Below are 23,444 nucleotides of genomic sequence, written 5' to 3'. Positions count from 1 at the left end.
TCCACGGGAGATCGCGGGGGTGTCCCGCACTTGCCGCCTCCACCCCGCACGAGGAGAGCCTCATGAAGCGTCGCCTTGCCGCCCTGGGCGTCACGGTCGCGTCGATCAGCGCCCTGATCGGCTCCGCCCCCACCGCCGGTGCCGCCTACGGCCCCTGCACCGAGTCCAGGAAGATCCAGGTCGGCGGCCAGGGTTCCTGGGTGCCGACGACGGCCGGCGGTTCGGTCGACTGCATCCTGCGCCAGGGCGATCCGTACCCCGACGCCATCGGCACCCTGCAGACCGCGCTCCGCTTCTGCAACGGCCACAACCGCCTGGCCTCCGACGGTCAGTACGGGCCGCTGACGGCCTCGGCCGTGCGGATCACCCAGGAGTTCTCGAGGATCCCGGTGGACGGCGTCTACGGCCCGCAGACCCGGAAGGCCATGTTCTGGATCGCCAACGACGCGCCCTACCGCACCTGCGTGAAGTTCTGACCGCGCCCGTCCTAGGCCCTGACAGGACCTAGGCTGAGGACCGAAGGCTCGCGGCGCGCGGTGTGGGAGGTCCGAGGTGAGCGGGACGAAGGCGGACGGGGCCGCGGTGGACGACGGGGTCGTCGACGAGGTGCTGGCCGAGCTGGCCGGGCTCGAGGACCCGAAGGCTCGGGCCGTGAACGAGCGGCACGGTGACGACCACGGCGTGAACCTCGGCAAGCTGCGCGCGCTCGCGAAGCGGCTCAGGACGCAGCAGGAGCTCGCGTACCGACTGTGGGCGACCGACGACTCGGCGGCGCGGCTCCTGGCGATCCTGATCTCCCGCCCGAAGGCGTTCGGGCGGGAGGAGCTGGACACCATGCTGCGCGAGTCGCGCACCCCGAAGGTGCACGACTGGCTCGTGAACTACGTGGTGAAGAAGAGCCCGCACGCGGAGGAGCTGCGCCTGGCCTGGATCGCCGATCCCGACCCCGTGGTCGCGAGCGCCGGCTGGGCGCTGACCACCGAGCGCGTGGCGAAGAAGCCCGCGGGACTCGACCTCGCGGGGCTGCTGGACGTCGTCGAGGCGGAGATGAAGGACGCCCCGGACCGGCTCCAGTGGGCGATGAACCACTGTCTGGCCCAGATCGGGATCGACCACCCCGCGCTGCGCCCCCGCGCCATCGGCATCGGTGAGCGCCTGGAGGTGCTGAAGGACTACCCGACTCCCCCGGGCTGCACGTCGCCGTACGCCCCGGCCTGGATCGGCGAGATGGTGCGTCGGCAGAACGCCGGTTGAGGCGTCCGCGCACCCTACGTGGCACCACATGGCGCCACCTGGCACACAACGGCGCCACGTGGCGCCACAGGGACTTGCAATGGCGCCATAGCGGTGCCACTATGTTCCTCATGGACCTGACCCCCTACGTCGACCACCTCCGCAGCGAGCTCGCGGTCGCCGCCAACGCCGGCGGCGACGAGGCACGCGCCCTGGCCGAGCGGTTGACCGCCCCCCTGGAGTCGGCCGCCCGCCTGACGCTCCTGAACGCCCTGTCCGCGGCCTCGGAGGAGATCACCCGCGAGCTCGCGCCCGGCTCGGTCGACGTACGGCTGCGGGGGACGGACCCCGAGTTCGTGGTGACGTCCCCGCTCGCGACCGAGGCGCCGAACGACGCCGACGCCACCATGGCGGCACCGATGGCACCACGTACCGCACCGATGGCACCGCCCGTCGGGGACGGCGACGACGGAGGCACCGCGCGCATCAACTTCCGCCTCCCGGCCCACCTGAAGGCCCGGGTGGAGGACGCCGCCGGCAAGGAGGGCCTGTCCGTCAACGCCTGGCTCGTACGGGCCGTCGCCCTCGCCCTGGAACCGGCGGGAGCGACCCAGCCCGCGCCGCGGCCCAGCCGCGTGGGCCAGAGCTACCGGGGCTGGGTCCGCTAACCGGACCCCACCCCCACCATCACCCGCACCACCTGCGCGAACACCCACCAGAGCCAAGAGGACGGGACAGCCATGCCTTCTTACGAAACGCCCGAGCCCATCACCGCGATCCTGGACTTCGAGGTCGGCAACGCGCGCCTCGTGGCGAGCGAGCGCAAGGACACGGTCGTCGAAGTACTGCCGAGCAACGGCGCCGAGGACGTCGACGTCCGCGTCGCGCAGCAGACCAAGGTCACGTACGCCAACGGCACCCTGACCGTGAAGGGGCCCCGCAAGCGCTCCCCCTTCGGCAAGCACGGCTCGATCGACATCACCGTCGAACTCCCCGCCGGCTCGCGCCTCAACGGCTCGGCCTCCATCGGGGACTTCGCCGGCGAGGGGCCGCTCGGGGAGTGCCGGGTGAAGGCCTCGCTCGGCGACATCCGGCTCGCCGAGGCGGGCGTCACCCACCTGCGGACCGGCCACGGCGACATCCACGTCCACCGCGCGACCGGCCAGGCCGAGATCCACGGGCAGGGCCGGATCGAGATCGACGAGATCGCCGGCGCGGCCGTCGTCAAGAACGGGAACGGCGAGATCACGATCGGCGAGATCACCGGCGACCTCAAGGCCAACTCCTCCAACGGCCGCATCACCGTCGGCCTCGCGCACGCCTCCGTGGACGCCCGGTCCGCCAACGGCGCCATCCGCGTCGACGAGGTGGTCCGGGGCGTGATCCACCTCCAGGCCGCCGCGCACGACGTGGAGATCGGCGTACGCGAGTCCACGGCGGCGTGGCTGGACGTCAACACCCGGGTGGGCACCGTGCGCAACGCGCTCGGCGCCGCCGAGGGGCCCGACGTGTCCGAGGAGACCGTCGAGATCCACGCGCGCACCGGAGTCGGCGACATCGTGATCCGCCGCGCCTGACCTCCCCCTCCCCCACCAGCACCGGGCCCGAGCACCAGGACCCGAGCCCCCGCGCCTGACCCGCCCCGGGCCGCTGCCGCCGATCTCGCGGCGGCGACCCGCCATCAGGTCTGCAATTTCACATGTGCCATGTCACATCACAGCACCCTCCCTCACCTTTCTCCACAGGAGACGCATGTCATGATCACGACACCCAGCACGACCGCCGTCCCGGCGATCTCCGCCCTCGGGCTGCGCAAGTCCTACGGCGACAAGGTCGTCCTCGACGGCATCGACCTCACCATCCCCGAGGGCACGGTCTTCGCCCTCCTCGGCCCCAACGGCGCCGGCAAGACCACCACCGTCCAGATCCTCTCCACGCTGATCGCCCCCGACGACGGCCGCGCCCGGGTCGCCGGCCACGACCTCGCCGAACGGCCCGAGCGCGTCCGGGACGTCATCGGGGTGACCGGCCAGTTCGCCGCCGTCGACAACCTCCTCACCGCCGAGGAGAACCTGGTCCTCATGGCCGACCTGCGGCACCTGCCCCGCCCCGAGGGCAGGCGGCGCTCCGCCGAGCTGCTGCGCCGCTTCGACCTGGCCGAGGCCGCCCGCAAACCCGTCAGCACGCTGTCCGGCGGCATGCGCCGCAAGCTCGACCTCGCGATGACCCTGGTCGGCGACCCCCGGATCATCTTCCTCGACGAACCGACCACCGGCCTCGATCCGCGCAGCCGCCGCACCATGTGGGAGATCATCCGCGAGCTGGTCGCCGACGACGGCGTGACGATCTTCCTCACCACGCAGTACCTGGAGGAGGCCGACCAGCTCGCCGACCGCATCGCCGTCCTCGACCAGGGCCGGCTCGTCGCCGAGGGCACCTCCGAGGAGCTCAAGCGCATCGTCCCCGGCGGACACATCCGCCTCCGCTTCGCGAGTCCCGGCGAACTCGACGCCGCCGCACGCCACTTCGGCGCGGCGGCCCGCGACCCGGAGGAGCTGACGCTGCGCATCCCCAGCGACGGCGGGATCCCCACCCTGCGGGCCGTGCTCGACGTCCTCGACGGCGCGGCCCTCCGGGCCGAGTCCCTGACCGTGCACACCCCCGACCTCGACGACGTGTTCCTCACCCTCACGGGTCACGGCACGCCCGGCACCGCCACGGAGATGACCCGATGAGCTCCCTCTCGTACGCCGTCTCCGACTCGATGACGATGCTGCGGCGCAACCTCAAGCACGCCGTGCGCTACCCCTCGATGACCCTGTCCGTCGTCGTCATGCCGGTGATGATGCTGCTGCTGTTCAACTACGCCTTCGGCGGCGCCCTCGGCAGCGGGATCTCCGGCGCACCCACCGGCGGCGGCGCCTACATCGACTACGTGGCACCCGGCATCATCCTGATGGCCGCGACCGCCGGATCGGTGGCGACGGCGGTCGGCGTCTGCGTCGACATGACGGAGGGCATCGTCAACCGCTTCCGTACGATGTCCATCTCGCGGGCCGCGTTCCTCACCGGGCACGTCGTGGGCAGCGTCGTCCAGACCCTGATCGCCATCGCCCTGGTGATCGCCATCGCGCTCGCCATCGGCTTCCGGCCCGACGCCACCGCCGTCGAGTGGATCGCCGCGATCGGCCTCCTCGCCCTCCTCACGCTGGCCCTGACCTGGCTGTCGGCCGGCATGGGGCTCGTCGCCAAGACCCCCGAGTCGGCGAGCAACGCGCCCCTGCCGCTGACCTTCCTGCCCTTCCTCGGCAGCGCGGTCGTGCCGACGGACTCCATGCCGACCGGACTGCGCTGGTTCGCCGAGTACCAGCCCTTCACCCCGGTCATCGAGACCCTGCGCGGCCTGCTCATGGGGACCGGGATCGGCCACAGCGGCTATCTCGCGCTCGCCTGGTGCCTCGGCCTCACGCTCGTCGGCTACCTCTGGGCGCGGTCGGCCTTCGGCCGCACGGCGACGCTCTGACGCCCCACCACGGGCCCCCGCAACCGACCCGTCGACCCCACCGCACTTGCTCACGCACTTGCGCACGCACGTACGCACGCATGCACGCACTCACGCACGGAGGACACGATGCAGCACGTACCGTCGACCCGACCCGAGGACGCGGAGACCGCGGGACCCACGGAACCCGCCGTGACCGACGCGCCGGTCACGCTCCCCACGGAGCGCGCCGCCGGCTGTCCCTTCGACCCGCCCGCCGGCCTGGCGGAGCTGCGCGAGGAGCGGCCGCTCGCCCGCATGGCGTACCCCGACGGGCACGTCGGCTGGCTGGCCACCGGCTGGTCCACGGTCCGCGCGATCATGGGCGACAGCCGATTCAGCTCGCGCTACGAGCTGATGCACTACCCGTACCCCGGCGGGCCCGAGGGTCCGCTGCCGCCCGCCCCGGTCGGCGACATGACCGGGATGGACGCGCCCGAGCACACCCGCTTCCGGCGCATCCTGACGGGCAGGTTCACCGTCCGCCGGATGCGGCAGCTCTCCGACCGGGTGGCGGAGATCACCGCGGAGCAGCTGGACGCGATGGAGCGCGGCGGCCCGGGCGTGGACCTGGTCGAGGCCTTCGCCCGCCCCCTTCCCGCGCTGATGATCTGCGAGCTGCTCGGCGTTCCGTACGCCGACCGCGAGCGGTTCCAGGGGCACGCCCACACGATCATGTCCATGGACGTGACGCCCGAGGACAGGTACGCCGCCTTCGTCGGGCTCCAGGAGTACATGGCCGAGCTGGTGGCGGCGAAGCGCGCCGAGCCGACCGACGACCTGCTCGGCGACCTGGCCAGGGACTCCGACCTCACCGACGAGGAACTGGTCGGCATCGGGGGATTCCTGCTGGCGGCGGGGCTCGACACGACGGCCAACATGATCGCCCACGGGACGTTCGCGCTGCTCTCCGCGCCGGCCCAGGCCGAGGCGCTGCGGGCGGACCCCGACCTGGCGCCGCAGGCCGTCGAGGAGCTCATGCGCTATCTGACCGTCGCCCACACGAGCGTGAAGTCCGCGCTGGTCGACGTCGCGCTGGACGGTCTGCTCATCAGGGCGGGCGAGAGCGTCACCCTGTCGCTGGAGGCCGGCAACCGGGACCCGGAGCGGTTCCCCGAGCCCGACGTGCTCGACCTGCGCCGCAGGGCCACCGGGCACCTGGGCTTCGGGCACGGCATCCACCAGTGCCTGGGTCAGCAACTGGCCCGCGTCGAGATGACGGTGGCCCTGCCGGCGCTGCTGCGGCGGTTCCCCTCGCTGCGGCTCGACGTGCCGGCCGAGGAGGTGCCGCTGCGGACGGACATGAGCATCTACGGGGTGCACCGGCTGCCGGTCACCTGGGACGAGGTCTGATCCTGTGGAGGTCCACGTCGACCGCGACCGCTGCCTCGGTGCCGGGATGTGCGCCCTGACCGCTCCTCGGGTCTTCGACCAGGACGAGGAGGAGGGTCTGGTCGTCCTGCTGGACGCCCGGCCGCCGGAGGAGCAGCGGGCGGCGGTCCGTGTGGCCGCCGGCGTCTGCCCGGCCTCGGTCATCACCCTCACGGGGGACGGTTCCTCCCCCGCCCCGTGAGACCGCCGGGGGCGGCCCCGGGCGAGTTCCTCCCGCCCGGGGCCGCCGTCGTTCGTCCGGTCGGCCCCACGGCGGTCACCGTGGGCGCGGCCCTCCTGCCTCCGGCCGACTTCTTCGCCCGGCGCGGGCCGCGGCCCCGGGCCCCGGCCCGCGCCCACCCCCCGCCTGAGGCGCCGCCCTCCAGGACCGCGTGTGACGCGTAACGGGCCGCCCGCGACGCCCCGCGCTTGACCTTGACATCGTGACAAGGCCTTCACTGGGGCGTCGGAGGTGGTCACGATGACCCGACGGAACGACACCGCGCACACGACCCGAGCCCTTCAGGGGCTGGAGCACGACAGCCCGTCCGTACGGCTGCGGGCGGCGCTGGCGGTGGGGACGGACCCGGAGCCGTGGTGCGTCGACGCGCTGATCGGCCGGAGCGCGGTCGAGCCGGACTTCTCCGTCCGCGAGATGCTGACCTGGGCGCTCACCCGCCACCCGGCCTCGGCGACGGTTCCCGGGCTCGTCGGCGAGCTCCGCTCGGAGCACGCTCAGGCACGCAGCCAGGCGCTGCACACGCTCTCCAAGATCGGCGACCGGCGGGCATGGCCGTCGATCACCCGGGAGCTGCTGACCGACGCCGACGACGAGGTCGCGCGGAGCGCCTGGCGGGCGGCGGTCGCGCTCGTGCCCGAAGGGCGGGAGGCGGAACTGGCCGGGGTGCTGGCCACCCAGCTCGGGCGCGGCGGACGCGAGACGCGGCTGAGCCTCAGCCGGGCGCTGATCGCGCTCGGCGAGTCGGCCGTGCCGGCGCTGCGCGCCGCGGCGGGGCATCCGGACCCGCACCGGCGGCGGCACGCGATCGCCACGGAACGGCTGGCGAACGACCCGGATGCCGGGTTCGATTTCGCGATCGAGGAGGCGAAGCGCATCGTGGCCCTCGGCACGACCGGCCGGGAGGAGTGAACAGACAGTGTTGATCGGTGAGGTGGCACGACGGTCCGGGGTCAGCGCCCGCATGCTGCGGCACTACGAGTCGCTCGGCCTGGTGCGGCCGTCGGGGCGCACCGACGGCGGCTACCGGGCGTACTCCGACGAGGACATCCGGCGGATCTTCCACATCGAGAGCCTGCGCTCGCTGGGACTCTCCCTGCGGGAGGTAGGGCGGGCTCTCGACGATCCCGGTTTCACGCCCTCGGAGCTGGTCGACGACCTCATCCGCCAGACCCGGGAGCGCGTCGCGGCCGAGACCGAGCTGCTCACGCGGCTCCACCGGATCGGGGCCGCCGAACCGGCCGGCTGGGAGGACGTCCTGCGGACCGTCGCCCTCCTCCAGGCACTGGGCTCGAAGAGCGCCCGCACGCGGCAGCGGGCGGCCCTGTCCTCCGCCGAGGGCGAGCCGGTGGCCGTGGAGGCCCTGGTCGAGGCGGTGCTCCGCGAGTCCGACCCGATCGTCGCGGGAGCCCTGCGCTGGGCGCTGGCGCGCGGGGCCGAGGGCGGAGCGGCGCTCCTCGCGCAGGGTCTCGCGGCACCGGTGGCCGAGGTGCGGGAGCGCGCCGTCCGGGCCCTGGCCGGGATCCCGGACGAGGAGGCGACCGTCCCGCTGCGGGAGGCGCTCGCGCACCCCGACGCCGTGGTCCGGGAGCACGCGGCGCTGGCGCTCGGGGCCCGGGGCGTGGCCGAGGCGGTCCCGGCGCTCGTCGACATGGTCGTCGAGGAGAGAAACGACGTCGACGCGGCCGACGTGCTCAGCACGCTGGCGAACCGCCCCGGGGCCGCGGACGGGATCGCCGCCGCGCTCGTCGGCCGCCTCGTCCCCGGCGCCGCCGGGGCGCCCGCGCGCCGACGGCTCGCGCAGGCCCTCGCGGACATCCCGGGAGCCACCGCGGCCGACGCCCTCGCGGAGCTCGCCCGGGACGAGGACCGCTCCGTCGCACTGACCGCGACGTACGTCGTCGAACTGCGCGGAGGGCGGTAGCGGGTACGGGAATGGGGGCACCCGCGCGTTCGCGGGTGGAGCACCCGTGGGGACGGCGGTGGGGCACGCACGCACGACGGTGGGGCGCACACACGCACGGCGGTGGGGCACAGGCACGCACGACGGTGGGGCACGCACACGAACGACATCGGAGCGTCCGTGCGAACGGCGGTGGCCGGTACGCGCGTCGAGCCGTACGAACAGCGGTGGGGCATCCGTTCGAGCCGTCGAACGGTGGAGGCGGCCGGCCGACGGGCCTTCGTCACGCTCCGTGGCCGCCGTTCGCTCACACGGGTGGCTCCCGCCGGTGGAGGGCGCTGACCGGGTCGAAGATCGTCGTACGCTCCGCCCGTAACCATTCGCGGGAACAAGGGAGTTGTGGTGTCCACAGCAGTCGTGGTCGGTGCCGGGCCGGGGATCGGGAAGGCCGTGGCCTCGCGGTTCGCCCGTGAGGGCTACTCCGTCGCCGTGATCGCACGGACGAAGGAGACCGTGGCACAGGTGGCCTGGGAGGTCGGGCGGGACGGCGCCAGGGTGCTGCCCCTGACCGCCGACAGCACGGACGAGGCGGGGCTGCGGGCCGCGCTCGACACGGTCGGGAAGGAGCTCGGGCCGGTCGACGCGGCCGTCTACAACGCCGCCCTCATCCGGCGCGACGCGGCGGGTGAACTCGACGCGCGCGGGCAGCTCGACGCCTGGGCCGTGAACGTGGTGGGCGCGCTCACCACGGCGAGCCACGTGGCCCCCGGCATGGCCGAGCGGGGCAGCGGAACGATCCTGGTCACGGGCGGAATGCCCCGGGTCGACCCGCGCTACGTGAGCCTGGGCCTCGGAAAATTCGGTGTCAGGACCCTGGTCGACCTGCTCGACGCGCAGTACGGTCCGGCCGGGGTCCACGTGGCCTCGGTGACCGTCCCGGGGGCCGTGGCACCCGGAACGGCGTACGACCCGGACGACATCGCGGAGCACTACTGGCGCCTGCACACCCAGCCACGGGACGGCTGGGAGCGCGAGATCGTGCACGGCGGCGTACCGGCGGCGCGCTAGCGGGTCGAGGCGCGCCGCGACCCCCGCCGTCAAGGCATCCTTTCCGGACGCCGCGCCCCGGGACGGCCCGGCAGCACGCCCTGAGCGTGCCGAGGACCCGCCGCACGTCCCCGGACAGGAAAGCAAGAGCCCCTTCGGTCAGACACCGACGGGGCTTCAGCCATGTCCCGGACCACGCGGCCTTCGTGAATGTTCCATGAACTACACAGCGCGACACAGGTCGCTTCCCCTTGTCGTGGATATACACGAAGCAGGAATCCTTGTTCGAGCTGCGCTGACGCAAATCCAACTGCCGGGCATCCGAGCCCATGCAGCAGGATGAGGAGCATCTGTGAAGAGAGCCGGCAACGGTCCTCGGGAAAGGAGTACTTCATGCCCCGCGAGCCCCAGGGCAAGTGCATATCTCTTTCAGCGGTACCTGGACGATTCACATGAGCACTGCCCTGCTCGACCCGCCCGGACCGGTGCGCACCCTGCGCACGGGGCGCTCCGATCTGCAGCGGGCTTTCCACACCTGGGGTGATCTCGTCACGGACGCCTGCGGCCCGCTGCGCGTCTACCGCACCGAGCCCGGCCACTTCGAAGGCACCATCGCCACGGGCACCTTCGGCACCGTGCAGCTCGCCGAGGTGCAGGCCGGACCGCACGCCGTCGAGCGCACCGCACTGCTCGCCACCAAGGCGGCGACCGCCCCGCTCTACCTCGCCTGCGTCCTGGACGGAGAGGTCCGCGTCCGTCAGGGCGACCTCACGGCCGTCGCCCGGGCGGGCAACCTCTTCTGCTACGACAGCTCCCTGCCGTTCTCCCTCTGGATGCGGCAGCCGATCCACATGGTCACGGTGAAGTTCGACCACCAGCTGGTCGACCTCAGGGCCGGGGTCGACCACCCGCTCCGGGCGGCCACCTGGTCCGGCACCGAAGGGGCCAGCGTGCTCCTCGCCGACCTGCTCCGCAGCGCCGCGCGCAACATGTCGCGGCTCGACCCGGCGATAGCGGACCACCTGGGCAGCAGCGTAGCCAGCCTGGTCGGCGCCGTCTGCTCGGAGAAGCTCGGCGAGGCGGTGTCCGACCCCGTCCTCGCCCGCCGCGCCCTGCTGCACCGGATCAAGACCTTCGCCCGGGCGCGGCTCGGCTGCTCCGATCTGAGTCCCCGGCTGCTGGCCAGGACGCACAAGATCTCGCTGCGCTACCTCCAGCTGCTCTTCCAGGACGAGGACAGCAGTCCCGCCCTGTGGATCCGCAACGAGCGGCTGCGCCGTTGCCGGGACGACCTGTCCGATCCGCGCACCGCCCATCTGACGGTGGCCGGCATCGCCGAGCGCTGGGGACTCGACAGCGCCTCGCACTTCAGCAAGCTGTTCCGCGAGCGCTACGGGGTGGCCCCCCGAGAGTGGCGCCGCCAGGCGACACGCGAGCTCCCCTGAGGGACGTCCCGCCCGCCACATCCGCACCCTCTTCCCCACCGAAACCTTTCTTCTCCTCGCTTCCCACAGCGGCACGCACGCCGAACGGGCGTGCGCAAACCTGTTATGCCGCATGCGTGTTCGCGCCAGCGGCACGGACGGGAAGCCAGGAGACTGGAGCCCGATTTCACAGGTTTTGCGGTTCGGTTCTCCCGATGGTCCTGCCCATGCCTTCCGCATTTCTTTCCGTACCTGTTCCGATCGGTTTTCCAGGTAAAAGAACGGACATCATCCGCGCCATTGAACGGGGTTCGCTCGAATGTTGTTTCCTGCGAGAATCGGCATCATCGGAGGCGGCGCCTCCGCCGTATGCCTGCTCGACACTTTGAGCCAGCGCGACGAAATTCCCGAGGCGGTCACCGTGTTCGACCCCTCCCCTCACCTGTGGCGGGGCCGCGCCTACCAACCCGACGCCGCGACCCTGCGGGTGAACGCCCCACCCGAGGACATGACCGTGCGGGCCGGCGACCCGGAACACTTCACCCGCTGGCTGGAAGCGCGGGCCGTGGTCCTCGGCCCGGGCGCCGACCACGTCGACGCCCGGTCGGGCATCACCTTCCCGCCCCGGGCCCTGTACGGCGACTACCTGGAGCAGTGCGCCCGCAGCGCGCTGAACCGGCTCGCGGCCCGGGGCTGCGACATCCGGCTGGTCCGGGCCGCCGTCGTGGACGTGGCGCGCGAGGACGGCGCCCTCGTCGCGTACACCGCCGACCGCACCCCGTACGCCCTCGACCACGCCGTGCTCTGCGTGGGCACCGGGGAGCCGGCCGACCCGCACGGGCTGACCGGCACGCCGGGGTTCGTCGCCGACCCGTACCCGGTGGCGCGGCGGCTCGCCGGCATCGGCGAGCGGGACCGGGTCGTCGTGGTCGGCAGCGGGCTCACCGCCGTGGACGTGGTGCTCCAGCTGACCGCGGCGGGCCACACCGGCGAGATCCTCATGGCCTCCCGGCGCGGGGTGCTGCCGAGCGTCCGCCAGCGGCCGGTGGAGCGCCACCCGCGCCACTTCACCGCCGCGCACTTCCGCGCGGTGGCCGCGCGGGGCGAGCGGCTCACCGTCGCCGACGTGGTCGCCCTGATGGCGGCCGAGCTTGCGGACGCCGGTTCCTCGCTCGACTCCGTCGCGGCCGAGATCGCCACGACGAACACCGAGGACCCGGTCGAGCGGCTGCGCCGCCAGTCCGGACTCGTGGACGGCTCCGACCCGGGCCTGCGGCTCCTCCAGCACGCCGTCCCGGACACGGGCCCCGACGTCTGGCCGCTGCTGCCCGAGCACGAACGGACCCGGCTGCTCCGGGACCACTACCGGACCGTGATGAGCCTGTGCTGCCCCATGCCGCCGGCCAGCGCGGCGACGCTGCTCGACCGGGCCGACCGCGGCCTGCTGCGCATCGTCCGCGGTGTCGAGCAGATCACCGCCCGGCCCGCCGGGGGCTTCCGGGTGCTCGGCGAGACAGGCGTCCAGGACGCCGACGTCGTCGTCAACGCCGTCAGCCCGGCCTCGGACCGCGTCCCGCGCGGGGCGTCGGCACTGGTCGACGCCCTGACCCGCAGGGGACTCGCCGTCCGGCATCCGCGCGGCGGCGTCCATGTCTCCCGGTCGACCAGCGGGCTGCTCGTCGCCGGCGAGACCGACCGTCGGATCCACGTCCTCGGCGACCTCGCCTCCGGCTCGCTCTTCTTCACCTTCGGCGTGCCCTCCCTGGTGGACCGGGCCGTCGACATAGCCGACGCCGTCCACACGGAGGCGGCCCGCACGCCCGTCGGCTCCGTGGACCCGGTCCGCGCCCTGTGACGCGGCGGTCCCGTCCCGCGACAGCACCCCTGACCGCCCCCACGCCCTCCCCCGCCACCGGCCGGACACCGGCCGCCCCACATGACGAGGAGTTCCCGCATGACTGACATCGCGACGCAGGAGCGCGCCGACTACCTGGCCGACACCCACACCGGCCTGCCCATGCCCACCGAGCCCGTCTTCGACTCCGTGGAGGACGACCGCAGGCACCGCAAGCAGCGCCTCACCGCCGCCCTGCGGCTGTTCGGCAAGTACGGGTACGGGGAAGGCGTGTCGGGCCACATCTCGGTGCGCGACCCCGAGGGAGACGACCTGTTCTGGGTCAACCCGTTCGGCGTGCCCTTCAGCCGGGTGAAGGTCCGCGACCTGATCCTGGTCAACTCCGAGGGCCGCGTCGTCGAGGGCCGGCACCGCCTCAACCCCAGCGCCTTCGTCATCCACTCCGCCATCCACCGCGCCCAGCCGGGCGCCGTCGCCGCCGCGCACGGCCACACCCCGCACTCGCGGGCGCTCGGCGCGCTCGGCCGGCTCCTCGAACCGCTCGACCAGGAGTCCGCGGCCTTCTACGGCGACCAGGTCCTCTACAGCGACTACGAGGGCCCTTCCATCAGCCTCGCGCAGGGCGAGGACATCGCCGACCGGCTCGGCGACAAGCGGGCGATCCTGCTGCGGCACCACGGGCTGATCACCGTCGGCGGCTCGGTCGACGAGGCCGTGCACTGGTTCTTCACGTACGAGGCCGCCGCCCAGGTGCAGCTGCTCGCCGCGGCGGCCGGAAAGGTCCGGCCGATGAGCCACGAGCAGGCCGAGGCGGCCCGCGACGGCTTCGGGGACCGCCACCTCGGCTGGTTCAGCTTCCAGCTGCTGTGGGACGAGATCGTGCACGAGCAGCCGGACCTGCTCGACGAGTGACCGGAGCCGGGCCGGCCACCCGGGCCGGCCCGCACCGGGCCCGAGCGAGCGGACGCGGTACCGTTCCGCCGCGACCTGCGTGAAAGGCCGCTCCCCGGTGGGGGGAGCGGCCTTTCGCGTACCGGTGACCGACCACCGACGACCGGTCACCGGGGTCCGCTCCGGGGGCCGGGTCAGCGCCCGGACCGGCCGGCGGACTCCGCCGTACGGCCGTCCGCCTTCTCCGTACCGCCGCCGTCGGCCGCGGCGGCCTGCGGGGCGCCGGCCGGTGCCGTGCGGCCGGCCTTCCGCCGGGCCGCGGCCGCGGCGATCGGCACCGAGAAGGCCGAGACGGCCGCGATCAGGACGATCACCCAGATGCCCTGGTGGTACCCGGTGAGCGACTCGGCGTGCGAGGGACTCTCCTCACCGCCCATGCGCACGGTCACCACGGCGAGCACCACCGCGGCGCCCACCTGGTAGCCGGTCTGCAGGATGCCCGCGGCGAGGCCCTGCTCGGACTCGTCGACGCCCGAGGTGGCCGCGACGTTGGCCGCGGTGAAGGCGAAGGGGAAGCCGACGCCGATGAGCACCATGCTGGGCAGGATGACCAGCCAGTACGAGGAGCCCTCGCCCACCCGCAGGAAGAGCAGGAAGGCGACGGTGTAGGCGAACATGCCGCCGAACACCGGCCAGCGCAGTCCGGTGCGGCCGAGCCACTTCCCCGCGCGGGGCGCGAAGGTGAGGATCATGAGGCCGATCGGCAGGAAGGCGAACGCCATCTGCAGCGGGGACCAGCCCCGGTAGGACTGGAGGTAGAGGCTGCCGATGAACTGGTAGCTCATGTAGGTGCCGAGGATCGCCGCAGCGATGAGGCTGGCGCCCACGAGCGACTTGTTGCGGAGGAGACCGAGCCGCAGCAGCGGCTGCGGACTGCGGGACTCGATCGCCACGAAGGCGGCGAGCAGCAGCGCGGCGGCGGCGAGGACGCCGAGGGTGACTCCGGAGAACCAGCCCGAGGACGGGGCCTGCACGATGCCGTACACGAGGAGCAGCATCGCGGCGGTGACCGTGACCGCGCCGGCGGCGTCGAAGTGCCGCTTGGAGCCGTCGTGTTCCGGGTCCTTGGGGACCAGGATCAGGGCGCCGATCAGGGCCGCGACGGCGACCGGCACGCCGAGGACGAAGGTCCAGCGCCAGCTGGCCTGGGTGAGGGCGCCGCCGACGACCACGCCGATCGAGTAACCGATGGCGCCGCAGGCCGTGTAGATGCCGAGGGCGCGGTTGCGCTGCGGTCCCTCGGGGAAGTTCCCGACGACGATCGAGAGGGCGGAGGGAGCGGTCAGCGCGGCGCCGATGCCCATCACGAGGCGGCCGATGATGACCAGGAGGCCGCTGTTGGCCAGCCCGCCGAGGAGGGAGCCGGCCGCGAGGACGGTGAGGCCGACCAGGAAGACCCGCCGTCGGCCGAGGAGGTCGGACATCCGGCCGCCGAGGAGGAGGAAGCCGCCGAAGCCGAGGACGTAGGCGCTCACCACCCACTGGGCCGCGGACGTGCTCATGCCGAACTCGTCCTTGATCTGGGGGGTGGCGATGCCGACCATGATGTTGTCGAGAGCGTCGAGGGAGAACGCCCCGCACACCACCACGAGCATCAGCCATTCCCGCAGGCCCCACTTCACTCGGGGTTCGGGGTCGCTCGTACCGGGTAACGCGCCGCCCGCCGTGGCGTCGTCCGCGATAGTCATGAACTGGATCTCCTTATCGGACCGACCGTACAGTCGAGGGGAAGGACGAGGGCAGGACGGAGTGACCGCGGATTTCCCGTACTGGGGGCAGCGGACAACACCACTTCTGTACTAACCTCTACAGAAGAGGCTATCCACCGGCTGATCGGCCGTCAAGGAGGACATGTGGCCCGCACCGGACGCCCCCGCAGCTTCGACCGGGACGCCGCACTGCACACGGCGATGCTCGTCTTCTGGGAACGCGGGTACGCCACCACGTCGACGACGGACCTGAGCGCCGCGATGGGCATCAACCCGCCCAGCCTGTACGCCGCCTTCAAGAACAAGGAGCAGTTGTTCCGGGAGGCCATCGAGCTCTACGAGCGCACGGAGGCGGAGTCCTCGCGCCGCGCCATGGACGAGGCCGCGACGGTGCGCGAGGCGATCGCCGCGCTCCTGCACGGGAGCGTCGACCGCTTCACCGCCGCCGACAAGCCGCGCGGCTGCATGATCGTGCACGCCGCAAGCAGCTGCACCACCGACCACGAGTCCGTGCGGGACTTCGCGCTGCGCTGCCGGGCCCGGACCAAGTCCACGCTCAAGGCCCGGCTGGACGCCGCGGTGACGGACGGGGAGCTCGCCGAGGACACGGACACGGACCGGATCGCCGCCTTCTACACCACGTTCCTCAACGGTCTCTCGCTGCAGGCCCGGGACGGGGCCGAGCGCACCCAGCTGCACGAGCTGGTGGACATGGCGATGTCCGTCTGGAGCGCCCGGACGGGCCCGCTCGTCGCCGCCTGACCCGGGGCGGGAACCCGCCCGCCGGAGGACGGAGACGGCCGGGCCGTGCCGCCCGGGCCCGCTCCCCCGCACAGGGGGGCGGTTCCCGGCGGCACGGCCCGGCCGTCCGCACTCACCCGCCGACCACGACCAGGCGGTCTCGCCCTAGGGCGTGATCCCGTCGAGCCAGGCCCGCGTGGCCTCCGGCGTCTTCACCGCCTCCCACATGTCGGCCGGGTGGTTGAAGTTGGCGACGAACGCGTCGGCGACGCGCTGGTCGGCCGTGGCGGTCACGAAGATCCCGCCCAGGTGCTCGACCGGAGGCGCGACGTTCAGGTTCGACCAGGCGACGACCGGTTCGGCGATCCGCCACAGCCGCTCGGCCGCCCGCTCGGCGAAGGCCTCGTCGAACGGACCTCCGGCGACGACGAGTTCGGCGATCTCGAAGGCGATGCGGGAACCGAGGTTGGCGCCCTGCCCGGCGAGCGGGTCGTTGACGATCCAGGCGTCCCCGAGAGCCAGCGCGATCTTGCCGGAGTCGAGCGCGGCCCAGCCGCGCCGCACCACCGGGGTGAGACCGCCCTGGATCACGTCGCCGGGGCGGCGGATCCCGAAGTCCCGGTCGGAGATCCGCTCGCGCAGGTCCGGCGCGTACTCGGCGACGAGCGACAGGAGGGTCTTCTCGAAGCCGGCCGGGTCCTCAGCGTGGTCGTACGAGGACAGCTGCTCCAGCGCGCCGCCCGGGTGGCCCTCCACGACGATGCCGTGGACGGGTCCCTCGGCGGTCAGGATCCGGGTGGAGAAGATCTCGCCCGCCTCGGAGACCTGGAAGTGGATGTGGCCGGGGTCGACGGGCGCGATGCCGTGGAAGAGGCCTGCCGTCAGGACGCGCTGGGGCGCCGTGTACGGCGAGCGCTCCGGGTCGCGCGGGAACAGGCCGGTGGTGGCGGCCCGTCCGGTGGCGACCACGACCAGGTCGTGGTCGCGGGAGATCCGCTCGATCTCGGCCGCGTCGGGGCGCAGCACGACCACCTTGCCGCCCCGCTCCAGGTAGTCGGCGGTGAGCGTCGGCAGGTAGAGGCGCAGGTCGACGCCGCTCGCGGGGGCGTCGAGGCGGCCGAGGAAGCCGATCTCCGGCTCCCCGCGCGCCACGAGGCGGACGCCGAGGGTGTCGTTGTCCCCGCCCTCCCAGTGCGAGACGCCCAGTTCGCGCTCCCGCTCCAGGGTCCGGCCGAACCGGACGGGGAGGCTCAGCGGGCGCCCCGCCGCGAGATCCTCGGAGCTGCGCTCGGCGTAGACCGTCGTGGTCACTCCTGCCTGCTGGAGTCGCAGGGCGAGGTGCAGGCCCGAGATGCCTGCGCCGACGATGGCGATGTCTGACATGGTGCTCCTTCTTGGGTCGGGCGCGCACGGGAGCGGCCGGCGGCCGGCGCGCTCCCGGGGGCTGTCAGGCGAACTGCGGGAGGACGTGCTCGGAGAACAGTTCGAGGGAGCGGCGGGCCCGGTCGGCGGGCAGCCCCGGGGCGCGGCCGAAGAAGATGACGCGCTCGACGTCGCCGAGCGGCTTGATCCGGTCACGGATCCCCTCGGCGACCACGTCCGGCGGTCCCACCAGGAACAGTTCGCGCGGCAGGTCGTCCACGGACGGCAGCCCGGGGTTGCCGAACCACTCCTGGAACTTGTTCAGCAGGTACCAGTAGTGCTCCCTGATCTCCTGCCAGCCCTCCTCGGCGTCCTCGCACACGTAGACGCCGGGGGTGACGATGGCCGTCAGGCCGAAGCCGGCCGGGTCGTGCCCGTGCTCGGCGAGGGTGCGCCGGTAGAGGTCGAGGATCTCCGGCGGGGTGCCGAGGTCGGGCAGGAAGCGCAGCCCGTGGCGGCCGGCCCGCCGGGCCGCGGCCTCGCTGCCGCCGCCGATCCACACGGGCGGCGGGGTCTGCGGGACCGGGGTGACGACCACATCGTCGAGGTCGAAGTGCTTCCCGGCGTACGAGAAGGGCTCGCCGGTCCAGGCGCGGCGGAGGATCTCCACGGTCTCCTCGGTCCGGGCTCCGCGCCTGGCCCGGTCGAAGCCGAGGGCCTCGAACTCCTTCTCCCGGTAGCCGGGCGCGATGCCGAGCTCCAGCCGGCCGCCGGAGAGGAGGTCGGTGACGGCCGCGTCCTCGGCGAGCCGCAGCGGATGGGTGAGGCCGGCGAGGACCATGGCGGTGCCGAGCCGGACCCGGCTGGTGCGGGCGGCGATGGCGGCGAGCGCCGGGAAGAGGGACGGGAGGTAGCCCTCGTCGGTGAGGTGGTGCTCGGACAGCCAGACGGATTCAAACCCGAGCGTCTCGGCGTCGGTGGCGAGCGACAGCGTCTCCTCGTAGACGTCGGTCCAGGGCCGCCGCCATCCGGCCGGGTTGCGGAAGTCGAGCCAGATGCCGAATTTCACTGTTTCTCCTCGGAGTTCGGAAGGGAGACGGGGGGTCAGGCCTGGGAGAGGGCGCGCGGGCCGCCGTTGACGAACACGAGCGGGGGCCGCCGGTACCGGCCGCCGGTGGCCTGCACCTCCCCGATCAGGACCGTGTGGTCGCCGGTGTCGTGGCGGTCGTACAGGGTGCACTCGAGCCAGCCGGGTGCGTCGAGGACCAGCGCCCCGGTGCGCTCCCCGGGGGTGGCCGTGCAGGTGAGGAGGGCCCGGGCCCGGGTCTCCCGGTCGCCGTCCAGTGCCTCGGCCATGTCGAGGCCGGCGACGTCGAGGATCGACACCGCCCAGAGCTTGGTCGTGAGCAGCGTGGCGAGGACCTCGGAGTCGCGGGGGACGGCGAGGGAGACGAGCGGTGGGTCCAGGGAGACGGAGGTGAAGGAGCGGACGGCCACCGCGTCGTGGCGCCGCCGGTCGCCCTCCTCCTCGTACGTGGTCACGACGCAGATGCCCGTGGCGAAGGTGCGCATGGTCGCGGTCAGGTCCAGGGACATGTCAGGCCTCTCGGTGGGAGGGACGTGGTCGGTCCGGTGCCGGTGTGCCGGGCGGACCGGCGGCGGTGACGGCCGGGCGGCGGAGCTTCCCGGTGGCGGTCCTGGGCGGTTCGTGGCCGGTCAGGACCTCGACGTGCACCCGGTCGGCACCGAAGCGCCGCCGGACCCGCTCGCGCACCCGCTCCGTCGCCTCGTCCGGCGGGATCCCGGGCCGCGGCCGGAACAGCACCGCGAGCCCGGCGGAGCCCGTGCCGGAGGCGGAGCCCGTGGCACCGCCCGCCCCGCTCGCGCCGAGCGCCGCGAGGGGGCGGGCGACGGTGAAGGACGGGAGCACACAGGAAAGTTCCTCGACGGCGTCCTCGATCTCGTGCCCGTGCCACCGTGCGCCGCCGGCCTCGATGAGGCCGTCGGCCCGGCCGGTGACGGTGAGTTCGCCGTCCGCCACGTAGGCCAGGTCGTCGGTGACCAGCCAGCCGTCGGCCGAGAGCGGGGCCGGGCGCGCCGTCCCGCCCACGAGGTACGTGTCGGCGACCGGCGCCCCGGTGATGTGGAGCCGGCCCACGACGCCGGCCGGCACCACCCGCCCGGCGTCGTCGACGACCCGCACGGACACGCCGGGCTGCGGCTTCCCCACCGGCACATGGCGCCGGGGCGGCCCGTCGGCCGGACGGAAGACCCCGTCGACGACCCCGGAGGCCGTCTCCGGCATGCCCCATCCGGGGTGCACGGCGGTGGCCGGCAGCCTGTGGGGGGCGAGCGCCTCGACGAACCGCCGGACGACGCGGTCCTTGACCGCCTCGCCGCCGTTCATCACGTAGCGGAGCCGGCTCAGGTCCCAGGACCGGCCGGGCGCTTCGGCGAGCCGGTCGACGAGGAGCGCGAGGACGCGGTTGGGCGCCCAGGTGGTGTCGATGCGCTCGGCCTCGGCCAGGTCGAGCCAGCGCAGCGGGTCGGCACGGACCCAGCCGGCGTCGGCGTGCACCTGGTGGCAGCCGAGGTAGACGTCCCGTACGTGGAACATGACGATGCCGCTGACGTGGTCGAGCGGCATGCGGTTGAGGCTGCGGGTGTCCGGGCCGAGGCCCCGCACGAGCGCGGTGCCGTGGGCCCGGGACAGTATCTGACGGTGGGTCAGCGGCACGGCCTTGGGCAGGCCGCCGCTGCCCGAGGTCAGGGTGAGCACCGCCGTCCCGTCGGGCCGTGCGGCGAGCGGCGCCGGCGATCCGGTGGACGGGCGGGGGTTCGCGGTGAAGGGGCGCAGCCCCGGGGGATGCGGGCCGGGCGGTGCGTCGCCGAGCAGCCAGGCCTCTCCGACGGCCTCGACCGCCTCGGCGAGCCCGTCGGCACCGGAGCCGTACGACACGGGCAGGGGGACGAGTCCGGCGAGCACGCACGCCCAGAAGGCGGTGAGCAGGTCGCCGGTGCGGTTCGTGCGGAGGAGCACCCGCGCGCCGGGCCGGGCGCCGGCGGCGGCGAGTTCCGCCGCCTTCCGTGCCGCGTCGGCGTACAGCTCGGCGTACGACCTGCGGACGGCCGTGCCCGTGCCGTCGACGACGACGACGGCGTGCGGGCCGCGCGCGGCCCGTCGCAGCGCCTCGCCGAGCGTGCCGACCGAGGGCGCCGGCAGCGGCCCGCCGCTCAGCTCCGCCCGGTCCGCGGCCTTCGCGCGCGGGTGTCCGCTCATGCCACGATGCCCAGGCTGAAGGGGTTGGACGGGGTGCCGCCGAGCAGGTGCGCACCCGCCGACTGGAGGACCTGGTCCTGGGCGATCACGTGCTGGCGCATCGTCGTGAGGTCCCGCAGCCAGCGGTCCAGCGGCGAGGGCCGGTAGACGGCGGTCGTCGCCACGAGGTCGTACAGCCGGGAGACGATGCTCCGGGCGACCCGGAAGGCGTTGACGCGCGCGAGGACGGTGTCCACCCGGTCGTCGCGGCCGATCTCGCCGCCCTTCTCCAGGATCTCCGCCTGCCTGCGCAGGCTGCCGTAGACGGCGTGCCGGGCCGCGCCGAGCTCCATCTCGGACTCGGCGATGGCCATCTGGACGCGGTAGGTGTCGGCCCAGGGCGAGCCGGCGGCACGGTCGGTCCGGCCGGCGGCCAGCTCCCGTACGTGGTCGAGCGCGGCGCGGGCCACGCCGAGCGGCACGCCGGGCATGTTGCGCAGGATCGCCTCCGCCGTGGAGTGCGGGCCCTCGACGCGCGGGGCACCGAGGCTGAAGGAGTGCTCCTCGGGGACGAAGAGGTCCTTGGCCTGGTAGTCGTTGCTGCCGCTGCCGGCGAGACCGGTGGTGTGCCAGGTGTCGAGGACCTCGAACGCGTCGCGGCGGGCCAGCATGATCCGCCAGTGCCGGGGCGAGCCGTCGGGTCCGGGCTCGGGGCGTCCGTCCCGGTGGACGAAGCAGCCGGCCACGACCCAGTCGGCGTGGGTGATGCCGCTGCCGAAGCCCCAGCGCCCGGTGACCCGGTAGCCGCCGGACACGCGCTCGGCCCGGCCGAGCGGCAGGATCAGTCCGGCCGTGATGGCGTCGGGATCGCTGAGCTCCTCCCGTGCGACGGACTCGGGCAGGAACTGGGCGTAGAGGGGTGTGTCCATGCCGATCATGGCGCACCAGGCGGCGGAGGCGTCGCCGCGGGCGAGGGTCTCCACCACCTCCGTCTGCTGGACGGAGTCGAGGCCCGGGCCGCCCTGTTCGGTGGGCACGCCCATGCGGAAGACGCCCGCGTCGCGCAGCTTCTCCACGACCGCGTCGGGCAGCCTGCGGGCCCTCTCGATGTCGTCGGAGAGGCCCCGCAGCACCGGGACGAGGCCCTCGGCGCGCCTGAGGAGCTCCTCCGGGGTGGTCGGCCGGGCGGTGACGGGACGCCGGGCGGCGACCTCCTGTGAAGTGACCATGTGCTGTAGTCCCCTGTCTCACTGGTGTCCGGTGGGCTGCCGCGGTCAGCGGTAACGTCCCGGCGCGATGGCGTTGTTGGGGTCGAGTACGGCTTTGAGCCGACGGGTCAGGGCGAGGGCGCCGGGATCGGCGGCGAGGGCGTCGCGCAGGTGGGCGTGGTCGACGTCCAGCCGGTAGGGCCCGAAGCCGGCGTCGGCGAACGAGGTGTGGAGCAGGTCCAGCGCGCGGTGGGCCCGCTCGGGCGCGTCGCCCTCGCGGGGGAACTTCATCGCCACCACGCAGTCGATGAGGTCGGGTCCGAGGAGGTGCAGCGTGGCCGAGAGGCGGGTGCCGGTCGCGGCGGCCGCCTCCCGGAGCAGTCCGTCCGCGCGGGAGACGTCCGCGCCGGTGAACGGCAGCAGTGGCAGGAAGAAGACGAACCCGGCCTCGGTGTCGACGCGGTCGGCGGGCACGCCCATCTTGGCCCGGAAGAGGACGTCGGCGATGTCGGGGTCGCCGGCGTAGCCGCGCTCCACCAGCCGGGTGACCTCGTGGTTCGGGTGGGCGGGGTCGATCGCCTCGGTGGCCGTCACCTGCGTGAACAGCCCCGAGCGGCGGGCCTCGGCGGTCAGGATGCCGGTGAGGGCCTCGACGGCCTCGGCCGTGCCGTCGACGGGGAGGTGCACCAGGAACTCGCCCTCGGAGCCTCCGTACGAGCGGGCCGCCGCCGGATCGTAGATCCTCGGGACGCCCCGGGTGAGGCCCTGGGCGACCCAGCGGCGCGCCGCGTCGGTCGCCTCGCTCAGCGCGGACTGCGGGAAGTCGAGCCGGACCACGCGCAGCGCCTCGGGCCGGGGCGCCAGCCGGACGACCGCGGCGGTGACCACGCCGAGGGAGGACTGGACGAAGAGCGGCAGCGGCGACGGGCCCAGGCCGTGCGGGTAGACGGGTGCCGTGCGGCCCTCGGTGGGCCACCAGCCGACCCGTACGGTCTCGCCGTCCGGCAGGACCACCTCCAGGCCGGCGAGGTCGTCGGTGCGCTGGCCGCGCAGGCCGACGCCGCGGTCCAGGGCGTTGCCGAGGACGCTGGTGGCGGCGGCGGAGACCGTGACGTTGACGAGCCGCGGGGTGTGGGCGAGGAGCCGGGACAGGTGGCCCTGGGTGACCCCGGGCTCGACGACGGCCCAGCCGGCCTCCAGGTCGAGCTCGCGGACCCGGTCGAGACCGCCGAGATCGAGGACGACGACGTCGTCGTCGGCCGGTTCGCGGGAGCCGAGGCCCCAGTTGCGGCCGGTGCTGACGACGTGGAGGCTGCCCGACTCGGGGTCCCCGGCGAAGAGTTCGACGAGCTCGGGGACCTGCCGGGCGGTGGCGGGCCGCAGCACCGCGGCGATCCGGCGGGCGCGGAAGAGACTGGCGTTGGGGCCGAGGAGGCGGGTCGCCCGCTCGTCGCCCTCGGGGAGCGACACCCGGTCCGCGCCGAGGATCCGGACGGCCGCGTCCAGCGCCTTGCGCAGTGCGGGCCTCACGGGGGCGGGCGGGGCGGCGGGTCCGTCGACGGCCCTGGACTGTTCGGTCATGGTGGTCTCCCTGGACGGACG

At 73.6% G+C, this 23,444-nt stretch carries 22 protein-coding genes; 15 read left to right on the top strand and 7 right to left on the bottom strand.

The window, feature by feature from the left end; all coding sequences use genetic code 11:
• The first annotated feature begins 62 nt into the window (after window positions 1–62).
• From ACF08F_RS28515 to ACF08F_RS28450, 14 genes are all read left to right on the top strand, one after another.
• Window positions 63–476, top strand: coding sequence for a peptidoglycan-binding protein (locus ACF08F_RS28515; protein ID WP_392301394.1), 414 nt, complete (start codon window positions 63–65; stop codon window positions 474–476).
• A gap of 76 nt (window positions 477–552) precedes the next feature.
• Window positions 553–1,254, top strand: a complete 702-nt coding sequence (locus tag ACF08F_RS28510; RefSeq protein ID WP_392301393.1) for a DNA alkylation repair protein — start codon at window positions 553–555, stop codon at window positions 1,252–1,254.
• 110 nt (window positions 1,255–1,364) lie between these two features.
• Complete coding sequence (locus ACF08F_RS28505) at window positions 1,365–1,901, top strand: hypothetical protein (RefSeq protein WP_392301392.1); 537 nt, start codon at window positions 1,365–1,367, stop codon at window positions 1,899–1,901.
• A 72-nt stretch (window positions 1,902–1,973) separates the two neighbouring features.
• A complete protein-coding gene (locus ACF08F_RS28500) occupies window positions 1,974–2,810 on the top strand; it encodes a DUF4097 domain-containing protein (protein ID WP_392301391.1) in 837 nt (278 codons plus the stop codon).
• A 180-nt stretch (window positions 2,811–2,990) separates the two neighbouring features.
• A complete protein-coding gene (locus tag ACF08F_RS28495) occupies window positions 2,991–3,968 on the top strand; it encodes an ATP-binding cassette domain-containing protein (protein WP_392301390.1) in 978 nt (325 codons plus the stop codon).
• Entirely contained in the window at window positions 3,965–4,756 is a 792-nt protein-coding gene (locus ACF08F_RS28490; protein ID WP_392301389.1) for an ABC transporter permease, read from the top strand. Before ACF08F_RS28495 ends, ACF08F_RS28490 begins: the two co-directional genes overlap by 4 nt.
• Before the next feature lie 108 nt (window positions 4,757–4,864).
• The gene (locus tag ACF08F_RS28485; RefSeq protein WP_392301388.1) at window positions 4,865–6,127 is read left to right on the top strand and encodes a cytochrome P450; all 1,263 of its coding nucleotides are present in this window, start codon (window positions 4,865–4,867) and stop codon (window positions 6,125–6,127) included.
• Between the two features lie 4 nt (window positions 6,128–6,131).
• Window positions 6,132–6,347: a ferredoxin gene (locus ACF08F_RS28480; protein ID WP_392301387.1), complete on the top strand. Its 216-nt coding sequence runs from the start codon at window positions 6,132–6,134 to the stop codon at window positions 6,345–6,347.
• A 279-nt stretch (window positions 6,348–6,626) separates the two neighbouring features.
• The gene (locus ACF08F_RS28475; RefSeq protein ID WP_392301386.1) at window positions 6,627–7,295 is read left to right on the top strand and encodes a HEAT repeat domain-containing protein; all 669 of its coding nucleotides are present in this window, start codon (window positions 6,627–6,629) and stop codon (window positions 7,293–7,295) included.
• 7 nt (window positions 7,296–7,302) lie between these two features.
• The gene (locus tag ACF08F_RS28470; RefSeq protein WP_392301385.1) at window positions 7,303–8,307 is read left to right on the top strand and encodes a HEAT repeat domain-containing protein; all 1,005 of its coding nucleotides are present in this window, start codon (window positions 7,303–7,305) and stop codon (window positions 8,305–8,307) included.
• Between the two features lie 381 nt (window positions 8,308–8,688).
• Window positions 8,689–9,354, top strand: a complete 666-nt coding sequence (locus ACF08F_RS28465) for an SDR family NAD(P)-dependent oxidoreductase (protein ID WP_392301384.1) — start codon at window positions 8,689–8,691, stop codon at window positions 9,352–9,354.
• Between the two features lie 431 nt (window positions 9,355–9,785).
• Window positions 9,786–10,778, top strand: a complete 993-nt coding sequence (locus ACF08F_RS28460; protein ID WP_392301383.1) for a helix-turn-helix domain-containing protein — start codon at window positions 9,786–9,788, stop codon at window positions 10,776–10,778.
• Window positions 10,779–11,076: 298 nt separating this feature from the next.
• Window positions 11,077–12,612, top strand: coding sequence for an FAD/NAD(P)-binding protein (locus tag ACF08F_RS28455; RefSeq protein ID WP_392301382.1), 1,536 nt, complete (start codon window positions 11,077–11,079; stop codon window positions 12,610–12,612).
• Between the two features lie 99 nt (window positions 12,613–12,711).
• Window positions 12,712–13,524: a class II aldolase/adducin family protein gene (locus tag ACF08F_RS28450; RefSeq protein ID WP_392301381.1), complete on the top strand. Its 813-nt coding sequence runs from the start codon at window positions 12,712–12,714 to the stop codon at window positions 13,522–13,524.
• Window positions 13,525–13,697: 173 nt separating this feature from the next.
• On the opposite strand, the gene ACF08F_RS28445 is transcribed toward ACF08F_RS28450, so the two are convergent.
• Window positions 13,698–15,251: an MFS transporter gene (locus ACF08F_RS28445; RefSeq protein ID WP_392301380.1), complete on the bottom strand. Its 1,554-nt coding sequence runs from the start codon at window positions 15,249–15,251 to the stop codon at window positions 13,698–13,700.
• A gap of 165 nt (window positions 15,252–15,416) precedes the next feature.
• Here ACF08F_RS28445 and ACF08F_RS28440 point away from each other — a divergent pair, with 165 nt between their 5' ends.
• Window positions 15,417–16,034: a TetR/AcrR family transcriptional regulator gene (locus ACF08F_RS28440; protein ID WP_392301379.1), complete on the top strand. Its 618-nt coding sequence runs from the start codon at window positions 15,417–15,419 to the stop codon at window positions 16,032–16,034.
• Window positions 16,035–16,178: 144 nt separating this feature from the next.
• On the opposite strand, the gene ACF08F_RS28435 is transcribed toward ACF08F_RS28440, so the two are convergent.
• The 6 genes from ACF08F_RS28435 to ACF08F_RS28410 all read right to left on the bottom strand — a co-directional run bounded on the left by ACF08F_RS28435 (window position 16,179) and on the right by ACF08F_RS28410 (window position 23,423).
• Window positions 16,179–17,396, bottom strand: coding sequence for a styrene monooxygenase/indole monooxygenase family protein (locus ACF08F_RS28435; protein ID WP_392301378.1), 1,218 nt, complete (start codon window positions 17,394–17,396; stop codon window positions 16,179–16,181).
• A gap of 64 nt (window positions 17,397–17,460) precedes the next feature.
• Window positions 17,461–18,444, bottom strand: a complete 984-nt coding sequence (locus ACF08F_RS28430) for an LLM class flavin-dependent oxidoreductase (protein WP_392301377.1) — start codon at window positions 18,442–18,444, stop codon at window positions 17,461–17,463.
• A gap of 35 nt (window positions 18,445–18,479) precedes the next feature.
• Window positions 18,480–18,971: a flavin reductase family protein gene (locus tag ACF08F_RS28425; RefSeq protein ID WP_392301376.1), complete on the bottom strand. Its 492-nt coding sequence runs from the start codon at window positions 18,969–18,971 to the stop codon at window positions 18,480–18,482.
• 1 nt (window position 18,972) lies between these two features.
• Window positions 18,973–20,655, bottom strand: coding sequence for an AMP-binding protein (locus tag ACF08F_RS28420; RefSeq protein WP_392301375.1), 1,683 nt, complete (start codon window positions 20,653–20,655; stop codon window positions 18,973–18,975).
• Complete coding sequence (locus ACF08F_RS28415; RefSeq protein WP_392301374.1) at window positions 20,652–21,863, bottom strand: acyl-CoA dehydrogenase family protein; 1,212 nt, start codon at window positions 21,861–21,863, stop codon at window positions 20,652–20,654. The genes ACF08F_RS28420 and ACF08F_RS28415 overlap by 4 nt, the downstream gene beginning before the upstream one ends.
• 45 nt (window positions 21,864–21,908) lie before the next feature.
• Window positions 21,909–23,423: an FAD-binding oxidoreductase gene (locus tag ACF08F_RS28410; RefSeq protein WP_392301373.1), complete on the bottom strand. Its 1,515-nt coding sequence runs from the start codon at window positions 23,421–23,423 to the stop codon at window positions 21,909–21,911.
• Between the last annotated feature and the right edge of the window lie 21 nt (window positions 23,424–23,444).

Source organism: Streptomyces sp. NPDC015130 (genome assembly GCF_043080005.1).
GTDB lineage: Bacteria > Actinomycetota > Actinomycetes > Streptomycetales > Streptomycetaceae > Streptomyces.
Note: the sequence above shows the minus strand (reverse complement) of the source record. Positions and strands in the feature narration are given on the sequence as shown.